At 48.7% G+C, this 14,204-nt stretch carries 10 protein-coding genes; 7 read left to right on the forward strand and 3 right to left on the reverse strand.

The annotated features are described in order from the left end of the window. Window positions 1-11: 11 nt before the first annotated feature. On the reverse strand, window positions 12-1,910 hold the full coding sequence (locus Q0R17_RS03040) for a lytic transglycosylase domain-containing protein (protein WP_293932015.1): 1,899 nt from the start codon (window positions 1,908-1,910) through the stop codon (window positions 12-14). A gap of 332 nt (window positions 1,911-2,242) precedes the next feature. On the opposite strand from Q0R17_RS03040, the gene Q0R17_RS03045 reads away from it, so the two are divergent. The 7 genes from Q0R17_RS03045 (at window position 2,243) to Q0R17_RS03075 (ending at window position 11,657) form a co-directional block, all read left to right on the forward strand. Continuing rightward, window positions 2,243-5,881, forward strand: coding sequence for a PAS domain-containing hybrid sensor histidine kinase/response regulator (locus tag Q0R17_RS03045; protein ID WP_293932017.1), 3,639 nt, complete (start codon window positions 2,243-2,245; stop codon window positions 5,879-5,881). A 121-nt stretch (window positions 5,882-6,002) separates the two neighbouring features. After that, a complete protein-coding gene (gene glyQ, locus Q0R17_RS03050) occupies window positions 6,003-6,893 on the forward strand; it encodes a glycine--tRNA ligase subunit alpha (protein WP_130106439.1) in 891 nt (296 codons plus the stop codon). Window positions 6,894-6,902: 9 nt separating this feature from the next. Continuing rightward, on the forward strand, window positions 6,903-7,382 hold the full coding sequence (locus Q0R17_RS03055) for a hypothetical protein (protein WP_293932018.1): 480 nt from the start codon (window positions 6,903-6,905) through the stop codon (window positions 7,380-7,382). 180 nt (window positions 7,383-7,562) lie between these two features. Continuing rightward, window positions 7,563-9,635, forward strand: coding sequence for a glycine--tRNA ligase subunit beta (glyS, locus tag Q0R17_RS03060; RefSeq protein ID WP_293932020.1), 2,073 nt, complete (start codon window positions 7,563-7,565; stop codon window positions 9,633-9,635). Window positions 9,636-9,703: 68 nt separating this feature from the next. Next, the gene (gmhB, locus tag Q0R17_RS03065; protein ID WP_293932021.1) at window positions 9,704-10,252 is read left to right on the forward strand and encodes a D-glycero-beta-D-manno-heptose 1,7-bisphosphate 7-phosphatase; all 549 of its coding nucleotides are present in this window, start codon (window positions 9,704-9,706) and stop codon (window positions 10,250-10,252) included. Between the two features lie 96 nt (window positions 10,253-10,348). Next, complete coding sequence (locus tag Q0R17_RS03070; protein ID WP_293932022.1) at window positions 10,349-10,987, forward strand: 1-acyl-sn-glycerol-3-phosphate acyltransferase; 639 nt, start codon at window positions 10,349-10,351, stop codon at window positions 10,985-10,987. Beyond that, window positions 10,971-11,657 (forward strand): M48 family metallopeptidase, encoded by a 687-nt coding sequence (locus Q0R17_RS03075; RefSeq protein ID WP_293932023.1) that lies wholly within the window; start codon window positions 10,971-10,973, stop codon window positions 11,655-11,657. The genes Q0R17_RS03070 and Q0R17_RS03075 overlap by 17 nt, the downstream gene beginning before the upstream one ends. Window positions 11,658-11,996: 339 nt before the next feature. Here the strand turns inward: Q0R17_RS03075 and Q0R17_RS03080 are convergent, their stop codons facing one another. Together Q0R17_RS03080 and Q0R17_RS03085 are read right to left on the reverse strand one after the other, a co-directional pair. Then, window positions 11,997-13,451 carry an NAD(P)H-hydrate dehydratase gene (locus Q0R17_RS03080; RefSeq protein WP_293932025.1) on the reverse strand — a complete coding sequence of 485 codons (1,455 nt, stop codon included), beginning with the start codon at window positions 13,449-13,451 and terminating at the stop codon, window positions 11,997-11,999. Beyond that, complete coding sequence (locus Q0R17_RS03085) at window positions 13,448-14,191, reverse strand: flagellar brake protein (protein WP_293932027.1); 744 nt, start codon at window positions 14,189-14,191, stop codon at window positions 13,448-13,450. The genes Q0R17_RS03080 and Q0R17_RS03085 overlap by 4 nt, the downstream gene beginning before the upstream one ends. Window positions 14,192-14,204: the final 13 nt, after the last annotated feature.

Here is a 14,204-nt window from a genome sequence, read left to right on the forward strand (position 1 = left end):
TTGCGGCCTTGTTATGGTGCTTCGGCAGAGCCAGCCTTGGCGTTAATATTGGCCAGCCTTTGCTTGAGCGGCATACCTTGCCCTGAAAATGCGTGAGCGTAATGAATGGCGTTGGCCATCACTTTTTTCACGTAATCACGGGTTTCATCAAAGGGAATGGTTTCGATATAAATCACGCCATCCAGTGTTTGTTTGCCTTGCCATGCACGGGCTCGCCCTGGCCCTGCGTTGTAGCCTGCCGTCGCCAAAATCTGGTTATCGTCCAGCTGCTCCCAGATATAACGCAAATAGAAGGTACCAAACGTGACATTGGTCGAAATATCGTGAACTTCTGCGGTGTTAAAGTGCTTATTACCCATTTTTGCCGCAATCCACTTGGCGGTGGCAGGCATAATCTGCATCAGCCCACCTGCACCAACGCCTGAGCGAGCGTTACTGATAAAGCGGCTTTCTTGGCGCATTAGGCCGTAAACCCAAGCGGGATCTAAGCCCTCATTTTTAGCCGCAGGCTCGATCAGCTCACGGTAGGGGGTCAGGTAACGCAGGCTAAAATCATGTAATTGCTTGGTGCGTTCAGCCGAGTAAATGGCGCGGTCAAACCAATTTTGCTTGAGCGCTAGCTCGGATGCGGCCAGTAATTGCTGATCGCTAAGGCCGCGCATCGCCCAATTCCACTCGCGGATGGCCTCGATGCGCCAATCTTGGTCGATCAGGGCTAATGCACGCTGCACGCCAGGCAGGGCGCGAACTTGTTTAATTTCTTCGCTACTTGCCTTGTAGCTCACATTGGCGGAGGCGATGCTATTGCCTAATTCTTCCCTTGATAATAAGCCGTAAAAATCGTGGTTCTCTGCGGTGCTGGCCCAGAGTTGATTCGCCTCAAGGGTTTTATTTTGGCCTTTAAGAATGCGTGCCTTCCAATACATCCAGCTGCTTTCTTGCTGCTCCTTGGCGGGCAGCGCTTCAATGCGGGCGAGTGCGGTATTCCAATCAGAGAATCGCAGTGCCGCGCGAATCGCCCAAGCGCGATCCTCACTTTCCATACCTTGGCCATCGCCCTTGCTCAGCCAGTTGGAAGCGTGTTCGTGTTGTTTTTTTGCAGCAACTAGGCCGATCTGCTGCCAAGCATATGCTTTATCTTTGGCGGGTAATTGCTCCTCTAGATCACTTAATAAGCTAGCTGCGCGGTCTGGGCTTGTCCTGGCAATTCGGCCTAAGGCATAGATGACTAATTCGCGGCCAGCGGGGGTGGCGAGCGAGAGCTTACTTAGCTGTTTGTCGGGCGAGGCAACGACTGCATTTACATTTTTAACGCCAAATTCAGCAGGAAAGCCCACGCGGGGCGCTAATTGGCGGGCCAGCTCGGTACGATTACCGCTCAGTGCAATACGAATACGAGCCCAAGCATCCGCCTTATCTAGATCATTGCTATTGAATAAGGCATCAAACACGGGGTTACAGGCTTCAGCTTGTGGCTTGGATGAAAACCATAGTTTTTTGGCTTCTAGTAAAGGGCCACGTTCATTATTGGCTAAGCCGGCTTGCGCACGCAGGCAGACTAATTCATTGCTTGGGTTATCAACCTTTGCGTACTCGGTTTCAAAACTCCCCCAGCTTTTACGACGCCCCAATTCTTTGAGCCATTCCCCTCTAAAACGCTCTGCGAGTGGGCTATTGTCGTAATTTTTTAAAAAGCTTTGCGCATCACTTTCGCTGGCGCTGGAGATCTGTGTGCTAAGCCAGTAATAACGTGGATACATTTCTAGCGGCTCGCCAGCGCTAGCATCGGCCATTTTGGCGATGCTGGGTAAATCGCGGCTGCGGGCGGCTTCACGCAGCTGAGCAAGATCTAAGCGGGCTTGAGCACTGGCAGAAAGCGTCAGGGAAGCAATCAATAATAGTTTTTTCATAGTTCTTTAAATGTATTGAGCAGGCAAGCGTAGCTTAAGCATAACTTAGGCTTGTTGTTATTCGTAGGTTAGTAATTGTAAAAAATGGAAAATATTTGTTTTAGCTGCACAATGTGATGTGCAATAGGGGCGATGGCTAACAAGTGCTGGCCGTGCCGAGCGCTGCCAGAGGCTTTTCTTTTGGCTAAGGCCTGCATGATATGGGTTTTGTGTATTTCTGCTTGCGATTGCACATGGCACGATGTTCTTGGGCGGTCTATTTTTAAATATCACTGGCCTTGCTAACGCACTTTTTAACTAAACCTTTTATATTTATTCGGGATCAATGCCTGATGCCGCAACGAATTTTCCAAGACCTTCTGGGAAAGCTAACTGCGTTTCAGCTTAGGCTTACTTATGCGCTGATGATAGTGGCGGGTGTGCTAGCTATTGCGCTGTGGCCCCAGTCATTTTGGCTTCCCAAATTAGTGCTTAGCGGATTATTGCTGGCTCTGCTATTGCAGTGGCAAAAAATACGTCGCTCGCAAGCTGCAATAAGGCAGCAGGCCAAACAATTGGCTGCTTTAATTGCAAAAAATGAGCAACTTAGCAATACAGAACTCACCATCGCTAAGGCGCATCAACAAGTATTGGAAATGTCCAACGCTCTTCCTTTTGCGGTATTTCAGTTGCAAACCTTGGGCAAAGGCAAGTATCGATACAACTTTATTAATCGCCGGGTTGAAGAGGTGCTTGGCGTTTCAGCTGCGGAGTTAAAAGAAAATCCAGAGCTATGTTGGCGCTATGTTGAGGAGCAAGACCGGCTTAGTGCGCTCAAAAAAATAAAAGAAAGCTCCGTGCAATTAAGGGCAAGTGGTGAGCCTCAGAGTATTGAAGCTTCTGTGCGGCTTACTTTAAATGGCCAATTGCACTGGGTGCTATTAAGCGGCTTTTCCTCGCCACTTCAAGCAGATGGGTCGGTGATTTGGAATGGCTATTATCAAAATATCACCGAGCGTAAGCATGCCGAAGATGAGTTAAGAGAGAGCGAAGACTATAACAAAATGCTGTTTCAAGAGTCGCACCGTCCTTTGGTGGTGCATGATCCTCTTATTAATGGCTTTATTGATTGCAATGCGGCGGCGGTAAAAATATATGGTTTTTCAAGCAAGGAAGAATTGCTAGGAAAAACACCGCTGGATGTATCTGCCGCTTTTCAATATGACGGCACCGATACTAAAACCGCGATGGAGCGGCAAGATCATTCCGCGCTTGAGCATGGAATTGAAGCCTTTGAATGGCGGCATCAGCGGGCTAATGGCGAAATTTGGGATGCCATGGTGTATTTGATGTTATTTAATTATCATGGCCGACAATTACTGCAATTTACGCTTGACGATATTACTGAGCGCAAACGGGATGAAAGAAAAATTCTGTTTAATCGTTATGTTGTAGAAAATGCGGGCGCTATGCTGTGGCTAGACTCTGAAACGGCACAAATAAAATATGTAAATAAGGCAGCAATTGAATATTTGGGTTACTCCGCTGAGCAGTGTTTAACGCTCACCGTGCCTGATATTGATCCAGATTTCGATCTAAATCGTTATCATCTAGCCGTACAAGCTTTACGGGAGACGGGTAAGCCACGGACGTTTGAGACTCGTCATCGCTGTGCCGATGGCAGAATCTTAAATGTAGAAATCACCTCTTCTTTGGTGGAAGACGAGGAAAGAATGTTGGTTATTGCCAGTAGCAAAGATATTACCTCGCAAAAGCAGGCAGAAGCCGCCATGTTGCGTGCTAAAGAAATAGCCGAAGATGCCACACAAATGAAGTCTGATTTTCTCGCCAATATGAGCCATGAGATTCGCACGCCAATGAATGCCATTATTGGCTTAAGCCACTTAGTGCTTAAAACTGAATTAAATCCTCGGCAGAATGATTATTTAAAGAAAATTCAACAATCAGGCCAGCATTTGCTTGGAATTATTAATGATGTACTGGATTTTTCAAAAATTGAAGCTGGCAAGCTGACGGTAGAGACGAGTGAGTTTAATCTGGAGGATTTGCTAGATAACGTGGCAAATCTTGTTTCTGAAAAAGCTTACACTAAAAATTTAGAGTTGATTTTTGATATTGGCTTGGATGTGCCTATTCATTTAATTGGTGACTCGCTGCGTTTAAGCCAAATATTAATTAACTATGCCAATAATGCAGTTAAATTTACCGAACAGGGTGAAATAGATATTGTTATTCGCGTGCAAGCACATGATGAGGGTGAAGTGCTGCTTTATTTTGCAGTGAAAGATAGCGGCATTGGTTTGACTGCCGAACAAGTTAGCCGTTTATTCCAAAGCTTTCAGCAGGCAGATAGCTCCACCTCCCGCAAATACGGAGGGACGGGCTTAGGCTTGGCTATATCCAAAAAACTGGCTGAGTTAATGGGGGGAGAGGTTGGCGTTGAGAGTGAATACGGGAATGGCTCCACCTTTTGGTTTACTGCAAAACTAGGCATCAGCCAGCTAAAAACACCGAGTAGCTTGCCAGCTATTGATGCGTGTCGTCGCCGTATTTTGGTGGTGGATGATAATCACACTGCGCGTACGATCTTGGCCGATATGCTAAACAATATGGGCTTTGTGGTAAGCAAGGCGTCGTCTGGCCCTGAGGCTATTGATGCGGTTATGCAGGCCGCTCCCTCTCATCCTTTCGATGTGATTCTTCTTGATTGGAAAATGCCTAATATGACAGGCATTGAAACGGCTGAATTAATTCAAGCTTTAGGACTGCAACCCATGCCTAAAATCGCGATTGTGACGGCTTATGGCCGAGAGGATGTTTTGCTGGACTGCCAAAAGCTTGGGATTGAACATATCTTGGTAAAACCCATTAATGCCTCCTTAATGCTGGATACCCTGATGCATCTCTTGGGCGATCAACTGAGTGAGCGTGCTACACAGGTGCATGTTTCTCCTCCTTTAAGGGCACTGGAGAGTATCCAAGGGGCGCGCATTCTGTTGGCTGAAGATAATCTGATAAACCAAATGGTGGCGACTGAGTTACTTAAAGACGCAGGTTTTGTGGTTGAGGTGGCGGCAAATGGGCGAATTGCCGTTGAGATGGCGCAAGCCAAACCATATGACTTGGTGCTGATGGATATGCAGATGCCAGAAATGGATGGCTTAGAGGCAACACGTTATCTTACTGCTTTGCCACAGCTTGCCCATTTGCCCATTGTGGCGATGACGGCTAATGCGATGCAGGCAGATAGAGAGCGTTGCCTAGAATCAGGGATGGTGGATTTTGTTAGCAAGCCGATTGAGCCAGATGATTTATTTAAAACCATATTGCGATGGATTAAGCCTCTACAAAGGGGGGGAGATCTTGGCGCTCCAATGCCAGCGCTTTCGGTCTTACCTGAGCAAATATTGGGTTTGGATCGCGTTGTAGGCTTGCGGCGAGTTTTAGGCAAGGAGGATCGATATATTGCGATGCTGCAAGGGTTTGCACTAAATCAAGCCCATATTGTGGCTGATATTCGTGCTGCCTTAGCCAAAGATGATCGGGTGACGGCAGAGCGTTTGGCGCATGCTTTAATAGGCTGGGCCGCCAATATTGGGGCGGCCAGCTTGCAGCGGGTGGCTGTGGCCGTGGAGCAGGGCATTCATATGTCCACACTAAGAGATGAAACTCTATCGGTGTTGCAAACCTCACTTGCCAAGCAAATCGAGTCTATTCATAAGGCTTTACCTACGGCGGTAGCGAGCAATGATGTGCCGTTTGATCCACTAAAGCGTGATTTGCTTTGCTTACAATTGGTGGCGCTGTTAGCAAATGCAGATGCACAGGTCGAGGCGCTGATGAATAAAAATAAAGTTTTATTGCAGGCGGCATTTCCCAAGCATTTTTATCAAATAGAAAACGCCGTGCAACAGCAGGAGTTTAAGCAGGCACTTCAGTTGCTTGGTGAAGCAAACAAATCACTTCAATGAGTGCTTACACAGCAAAATACTGTGATTAGCATAAGCTGAGGATCCATCCTGATCTCCCGATAAAGGGTAAAAGCAAGTAGAATCAGGGCGTTTAAGAATATTAAAGAACGAGAATGGGAATATGCTGACTTTCCAAGAAATTCTGCTCACGCTGCAAAACTACTGGGGCCGTAATGGTTGCGCGCTATTGCAGCCTTACGATATTGAAGTAGGTGCGGGTACATTCCATACCGCAACCTTTCTGCGCTCCCTAGGCCCAGAGCCTTGGAATGCCGCCTATGTGCAGCCTTCACGCCGTCCTAAGGATGGTCGTTATGGCGAAAACCCAAATCGCTTGCAGCATTATTACCAATTTCAAGTGGCTCTAAAGCCATCGCCAGACAATATCCAAGATCTCTATTTGGGTAGCTTGCGCGAGCTGGGCATTGATACCAGTGTGCACGATATTCGCTTTGTAGAAGACGATTGGGAAAGCCCAAGCTTGGGTGCGTGGGGCTTAGGTTGGGAAGTGTGGTTGAACGGGATGGAAGTCACCCAGTTTACTTATTTCCAACAGGTGGGTGGTATTGATTGTAAGCCAGTGCTGGGCGAAATCACCTACGGTGTGGAACGACTAGCCATGTATTTGCAAGGCGTGGAGAACGTTTACGATTTAGTGTGGACAGTTTATCCAAATGGCCAAAAAGTGACTTACGGCGATATCTACCATCAAAATGAAGTAGAACAATCAACGTATAACTTTGAACACGCTAATGTGCCGCTGCTGCTCGATTTATTTAATAAATTTGAGAGCGAAGCCGCGCGCCTGATGGAAGCCAACTTGGCCTTGCCAGGCTACGAGATGGTGATGAAGTGCTCTCACGTCTTTAACTTGCTGGATGCGCGTGGCGCGATTTCGGTGACAGAGCGTGCAGCATATATTGGCCGCGTACGGACGCTTTCGCGCTTAGTAGCAAGGGCGTATTACGATTCGCGTGAAGCATTGGGTTTCCCAATGTGCCAAGTTAGCTAGGTGATGGTTATGATCCGCTATCTCATCTTGATTGCTTTGCTGGCTGGCTGTGGAAAATTTGAAGATGAGGTCTATGGCCCGCTTGAAGTTCCCAAAGAGGGCGATTGGCGCAGTTATGGGGTGATGGCGGATTATGAAATGCTCGTCGATGTGAAATCGATTACTCACGATGACGATTACGCGCCTACTAAATACACCTACGTTTGGTTGCAACAGAAGTTTAATGAAGATCAAACGGATGAAGTAACTAAAAAGCAATTTCGCGTGAAGTATTCGCGCCATGCCATTGATTGCCCATCTAAAAAAATGGCCGGCACTTTGAGCGATATGCGTGATACAGAAAACCGGCAGGTGGCACGTTATGATATTCCTGGTTATCAGTGGGAATTCGATGAGCCGCTAGCCAATAGCTTTGGCGGTGATTTTGTGCGTCAAGTCTGCAAAATTATGGCAGAGAAAGAAGCTAAAGCTAAATTAGAAGAAAATTAACAGATGTTACAAAAACATCTTTTATCCGCAAAAGACACCCACAATGTGTGGCAAAATCGCCTGTATTTGCTGCATATTGCCGACTAAATATGGGCGAAATCAGTGGCTCAGTTTTCGTGATCTTTGTGGGCGAAACCTTTTTCCAAAATGCCACTGCGTCATATCAGAGAATTAAATCCCATGTCCAATTCTGTATCTCAAACACTGCTCATAGAAATTTTTACCGAAGAATTGCCACCTAAAGCACTGCCTAAATTGGGCGCTGTATTTGCTAGTGGTATTTTTGATGAATTAGCCAAATTGGGTTTTGTCGCCAAAGACGCCGAAGTGGAATCCTTTGCTAGCCCACGCAGGCTGGCGGTATCGATCTCCAATGTGCTGGCGGTGCAGCCCGATCAAGCCATTGAGCGCCGCGGCCCTGCCGTGGCTTCTGGCTTTAAAGATGGCGTGCCAACCCCTGCCTTAGCAGGCTTTGCACGTAGCTGCGGTGTGGATGTGGCGCAATTGGCGCAAGGCTCAGATGGTAAGCAAGATGTCTTTGTCTTTTCCTCGGTCAAAGCTGGTGAAGCCTTGGTTAAAGTGCTTTCGGCGATTATCGCCGCCACACTTAAAAAACTGCCTGCACCTAAAATGATGCGTTGGGGCGATAGGGACGGCCAATTTATTCGCCCAGTGCATGGCCTAGTGGTGCTGCATGGTAGTGAAGTTATTCCTGCCCAGTTCTTGCACCTAGAAGCCGGCCGTAGCACGCTGGGGCATCGCTTTTTATCCACAGAAGCCATTGAGCTGGCTAATGCGGATGAATACGCCGCCCGTTTGTTTGATGATGGCTTTGTTGAAGCGAGCTTTGATGCCCGCCGTGCCTTGATTGCAGATCAGCTTAGCAATGCCTGCCTAGAGTTAAATGCACAAATCGCACCATCTGATGGCCTACTGGATGAAGTCACTGCGCTGGTGGAATGGCCTGTGGTCTACACCGGCAACTTTGATGAAAAATTCTTAGCTGTGCCACAGGAATGCTTGATTTTATCTATGCAGCAGCATCAAAAATACTTCCCGTTGCTGGATCAAAACGGCAAGCTACTGCCTAAGTTCTTGGTGGTTTCTAACTTAGAAACAGCCGATCCTAGCCATATTATTCATGGCAATGAGCGGGTATTGCGCGCACGTTTATCCGATGCTGAGTTCTTTTTTGAACAAGATAAAAAGAAAAAGCTGGATTCCCGTGTGCCGCAATTGGCCAATGTGGTTTATCACAACAAAATTGGTAGCCAGCTCGAGCGTGTTGAACGTCTACAAAGCATTGCTGGTGCAATTGCCTTAAAACTGAACGCCAATGTGGCCGATTGCAAGCGTGCCGCTTATCTAGCCAAGGCTGATTTGATTGCGGATATGGTGGGTGAATTTCCTGAGCTGCAAGGCGTAATGGGCATGTATTACGCCCGTATTGATGGCGAAAACGAAGCCGTTGCTGCCGCAATTGAAGGGCATTACCACCCACGCTTTGCGGGCGATAGCTTGCCGGTGGGGGCTGTAGCACAAGCCGTTTCTCTAGCTGATAAGCTGGAATCCATTGTGGGAATTTACGGCATTGGCCTGATTCCAACAGGGGATAAAGACCCATTTGCCTTACGCCGTGCCGCACTGGGCGTATTGCGTATGGTGCTGGATCTACCGTTGGATCTAAAAGAGCTGCTAAGCATGACCGCCGCTAGCTTCCCTGACGGCGTAGTGGCAGAGGGCACGGTAGAAGGCGTGTACGGCTTTATGCTGGATCGCCTTAAAAACTACCTCGCTGCAGATTACCCCGCTGCGGATATTGACGCGGTGTTGGCGCTGAAACCAACGCTCTTAAATGAGATGGTGATTCGCTTGCAAGCGGTAGCGGCATTTAAAGCGTTGCCAGAAGCCACCGCCTTGGCTGCGGCCAATAAACGTATTCGTAATATTCTGAAGAAGGTCGAAGGCGATTTGCCTGAGCTGAATGCCGCCTTGCTGAGTGATGCCGCTGAAATTGCATTGCACGCCGAGCTATTAAAGCTGCAGCCTGTGGTGAGCCGTGCTTTAGCTAGCCAAGACTTTACTGGCGCATTGAAAGCGCTGAGTGCTTTAAAAGAGCCAGTCGATGCTTTCTTTGATTCGGTCATGGTGATGAGCGATGACCTAGCCGTACGCGGTAATCGCCAAGCCCTGCTCGCTGCTTTGGCAAGTCTGATGAATCGAGTTGCAGAGCTGTCTTTATTGGCTGAGTAAAAAACAATGTAGGGTGGGCACAAAGACGTGCCCACCCTAAGCTTGTTAGATGAAAAACGGAGTCGCGTATGAAGTTATTGATTCTCGACCGCGACGGCGTAATCAATGAAGATAGCCCTGACTATATCAAGACACCGGAAGAGTGGATTCCCGTTGCTGGCAGTTTAGAGGCGATTGGCGAATTATCCCGTTCGGGCTGGACGATTGTCGTGGCCACCAATCAAAGCGCAATTGGCCGCAAGATGATTAGCGTGGATGCCTTGAACCGCATTCATGCCAAGATGCATCGTGCCATTGCCGAGCAGGGTGGGCATATTGATGCGGTGTTTTTTTGCCCTCATGCACCGGACGCTGCATGCGTTTGTCGTAAACCTAATCCAGGCATGCTCTTAGATATCTCTAGCCGCTTCCATGTGCCGAGCGCGCAATTGGTGATGGTGGGCGATTCGCTACGTGATTTGCAAGCCATTGCGGCTGTGGGTGGCAAGCCTGTTTTGGTGCGCACTGGGAATGGCATTAAAACTGAACGAAAAGGTCTGCTGCCCGATGGTACGCAGATATTTGACGATTTGGCGGCCTTTGCCGCGCATTTATTGGCCCCTGAAGGTGTGGATTAAATGATTTGGTTGCGCTCCATTTTGTACTGGTTAGCTGTGCCTATAGTAACTCCGATTTTTTGTGTAATTGCGATCCTCATTCTGCCGCTTCCACCTATGCTGCGTTACCGCATTATTCGTGGCTGGTCATGGATTATGCTCAAATGGCTTAAATTTACCTGTGGCCTGACTTACCGTGTGGAGGGCCTTGAAAACCTGCCTGCCAACCCCGCCGTTGTGATGAGTAAACACCAATCGGCTTGGGAAACGCTGGCGCTGCAGCATGTGTTTCCACCGCAAGTTTGGGTGTTAAAAAAAGAGCTATTAAAGCTACCGATTTTTGGCTGGGGCTTGGCTACTTTATCGCCAATTGCGATAGATCGCTCTAACCGTGCCGAGGCGCAGAAGCAGTTAATTTCTCAAGGTAAAGATCGCTTAGCTAAGGGTTTTTGGATTGTGATTTTCCCTGAAGGCACGCGTGTACCATCCGGTGCTTATAAGCCTTATAAACAAGGTGGGGCGCGTTTGGCGCTGGATTTAGAAGTACCGATTGTGCCGGTTGCGCATAATTCGGGTGAGTATTGGCCGCGCAATTCCTTTTTAAAATGGCCAGGCGAAATTGTGATGGTGGTGGGTAAGCCGATAGATCCTGCAGGACGCAGCCCGCAAGATGTCACCCAAGAGGTTGAAAACTGGATTGAGGGTGAAATCCAGCGTTTTGGTGGTGTTGGCCCCTGTTATGCGCCCAAAAAATGAAGCCTATTTATTGCGGCTGGCCGATCAAGAAATCGCTTATCAAATAGAGCGTAGCAGCCGTCGCCGCTCCATTGGCCTGAAAATCACCGCCGCTGGGCTGACGATCGTTTTGCCTGCACGCGCTCCAATCAAAGAAGCTGAGCGGGCTATTCAAAGTAAATTAAAGTGGATATTAGCCAAGCTGGCGCAACCTATGCCCGCCGTTGTGGCCTTGGCGGCGGGAAGTAGCGTGCTGTGGCAGGGCCAAGCTAAGTTTGTGCAGCTGGCTGCGGGTAGGACACGACTAGAAGCAGAAATTTTATACGTTTCTGAGTTGATCCCCCTTCCAACTGCGCTTACTCGCTTTTATCAGCGCAGCGCTAAAGCCTATTTTTTACAGAGACTCGGCTTTTGGAGCGAGCAGATGGGCTTGCAGCCAAGGCAGTTATTTTTAAGCTCGGCCAAAAGCCGCTGGGGGAGTTGTACTGCTTTAGGTGATATTCGGCTGAACTGGCGCTTAATGCAGGCCCCGCCGCAGGTGATTGATTATGTGGTGATCCACGAGCTAGCGCATTTGGCTGAGCTTAACCACTCCTCTCGGTTCTGGGCCATTGTTGCAGCAGCATGCCCAGATTGGAAAACGCAGCGGCTTTGGCTCAAACAAAATGGCGCGCTGCTGTTTGCGTGGTAAGCGCCACTCTCTACTCTCTGCAAATAGGTTGTACGTATAAGTAATCCTGATTGTGTCTCTTGCTCAATCTCATTATAAATATCGTAGGGCGGGTGAAACCCGTGTGTTGATTCAGCCTTGCTCGCGGGTTTCACCCGCCCTACATATTCCAAAACCAAGCCAAGCACTCAAGAAACCCATCTATACAGAGCCCATTGAGCAAGAGACATAATCAAGTAAGTAATTGTTGGACGCACAAAGGCATACGTCTAGCCAATGGGGAATGACAACGCGTCATCTGTTTGTGCTTTATGTGTTTTTCGTGGACTAGTCATTTTACTGCGTAACATCAGTAAGCAATCACTCGCAATCCGCCAAAGCATGATTCAACGCCGCTCTGGCATAGATGATGGTTTCGCTGGCAGTTAACCCGATCCCGCCTAGATTTTCCCTGTACCAGTTATCTGCGGCTTTGCCGTGTAGCCAACAGCCGCTTTGTACTGCCGCCAATGGCGCTAGGCCCTGTGCGATGAGTGCGGCGATGATGCCGGATAACACATCGCCTTGGCCTGCACTGGCAAGGGCGGCATTGCCGCTACCGTTGATGCTCCACGCTTGCCCATCTGCACAGATTGATCCCGCTCCTTTGAGCAGCACTGTGGCGTGATAACGCTTGGCAATGGCTTGAGCTGCTTCTATGCGATTGGTTTGTACCGCTATGGTGCTGGTTTGCAGCAGCCTTGCCGCCTCGGCTGGGTGTGGGGTAAGAATGGTGGTGGCAGTACGCTGAGTGATCGTCGCAGCCTGCTGACTTGAGCTTGCCAGTAGATTAAGCGCATCTGCGTCTAGTAGCAGTGGCAGCGGACTAGCAATGCTTTGCTGCACGAGTGCCATCGCCTCTTGGCTTGTGCCAAGCCCTGGGCCAATTACTAGCATGCTGAGTGCGGGGTGTTGTAGCGCTTCTGCTGCAGAATGCAGCATAAGCTCGGGTTGTGTGGGGTCGACGCTCAATACTTTATCGAGTAAGCCAAGCACTACTCTGCCTGCGCCTAATTTTAAGGCGGCGCGGCCAGCGAGCAGCGTGGCCCCAACCATCCCTGTTGCACCACCAATAATCCCAACTGTGCCGTAACTGCCTTTATGGCTATCGGCTTTGCGCAGTAAATTGGCAATGGTGCTGGGTGCTGTGCTTTGTAAATAGCCATCTGGCTCAGGGTAGCAAGACTGGGGTATTTGTAAATCTAGCAGGTGGATGTCACCGCAGGCATTACAGCCTTGGCCGGTAAATTGGCCAGGTTTATGCGCCATAAAACTGAGCGTGTGATTGGCTTGAACTGGGCTGCCTGTGCCGCTATCGCTGATTAATCCACTGGGAGTATCCAAAGCAATAACAGGGCAGGCCAGCGCCTGCAGTTCTTGGATTATTTGGCTATCGCGGGCAGATAGCGCGCGATTTAGCCCTATACCATAGAGGCCATCAATGGCTAAATCGGCATGTAGAGGGGTATGGTTTTGGGTTTGTCCGCCGCAGGCCAACCATTCGGCCAAAGCCTGCTGTGCGCCGGGCGGTACTGCTGGCGCACTAAGTCGTAAAAAAATATTTTTACCGGCAAGATGTAGCTGTTTTGCGGCGAGTAAAGCATCGCCGCCATTATTGCCTGGGCCTGCCAATACATAGATATTTTGCGCATTGGGGTAATGTTTCAGCACCCATGCCGCGCTGGTTTTGCCCGCTCTTTGCATGAGCGATAAGCTGGCCGCAGCGATTTCGATTTGCCTTAAGCCATGGCTAAAAAAGAGCGGGATGTTTTTCATTCGCGGGAGATCCTTTGGCGTTCAATCTTATTAATAAAACGCTGGATCTGCGTTTGCATTTTTCCTGATAAATCAAAGAAACGGCAACCTACGCGCTGGGTTTTAATCCCGTTTTTAAGTGTTACATCAATCACAATGCATATCTGCATATCGATCTCAATCAGTCCAACGTCAAGTAGTTGAATTCGACAATTGTGCAAGGTATCTCCAACCACCATGGGTAGATCGGGAGACACTCCCAGTAAACTTAAACCGCCTAAGCTAATGTCCGTGACCGATAATTCGGTGTGACCGCCATTGGCTAAGGGGATGGTGCAGTCCATTCTTTGTGACATTGGAATATCTAGGCGATAAAAATCTCGTCTTTGCATTCGCAATGTTTGTACAGGGCCTGAACTACGGATTGCGGTTCGGCCCTCAAAGAGAACTTGCTGGGCATTAGGTAGCTCGAATTGAATTTTTACTTTATTCACCACACCCACAAGAAAAATGCGATTTTCTTTAGTCAGGGCGTCGTTGGTTCTGCTGTCATTACTACCGTCAAACAACAGGCCTTGATCATCAATAGCCAGTAAGGTGCTGATTGCAAAAGGCTCACGCTTACCTGCAGGGTACAGGCAAATAATCTCACCTTTCTCTAGTAATTGGCTAAGTAGGTATTTGATTTCGATGCTAGAGGTAACTAGATAAGGCCCTGGGTCAGAAACAAAGACCGGCTCTAGTGTTGGGGGTTGTTGCATTGTGTAATCAGCA

The organism is Iodobacter sp. (genome assembly GCF_025352645.1).
GTDB lineage: Bacteria > Pseudomonadota > Gammaproteobacteria > Burkholderiales > Chitinibacteraceae > Iodobacter.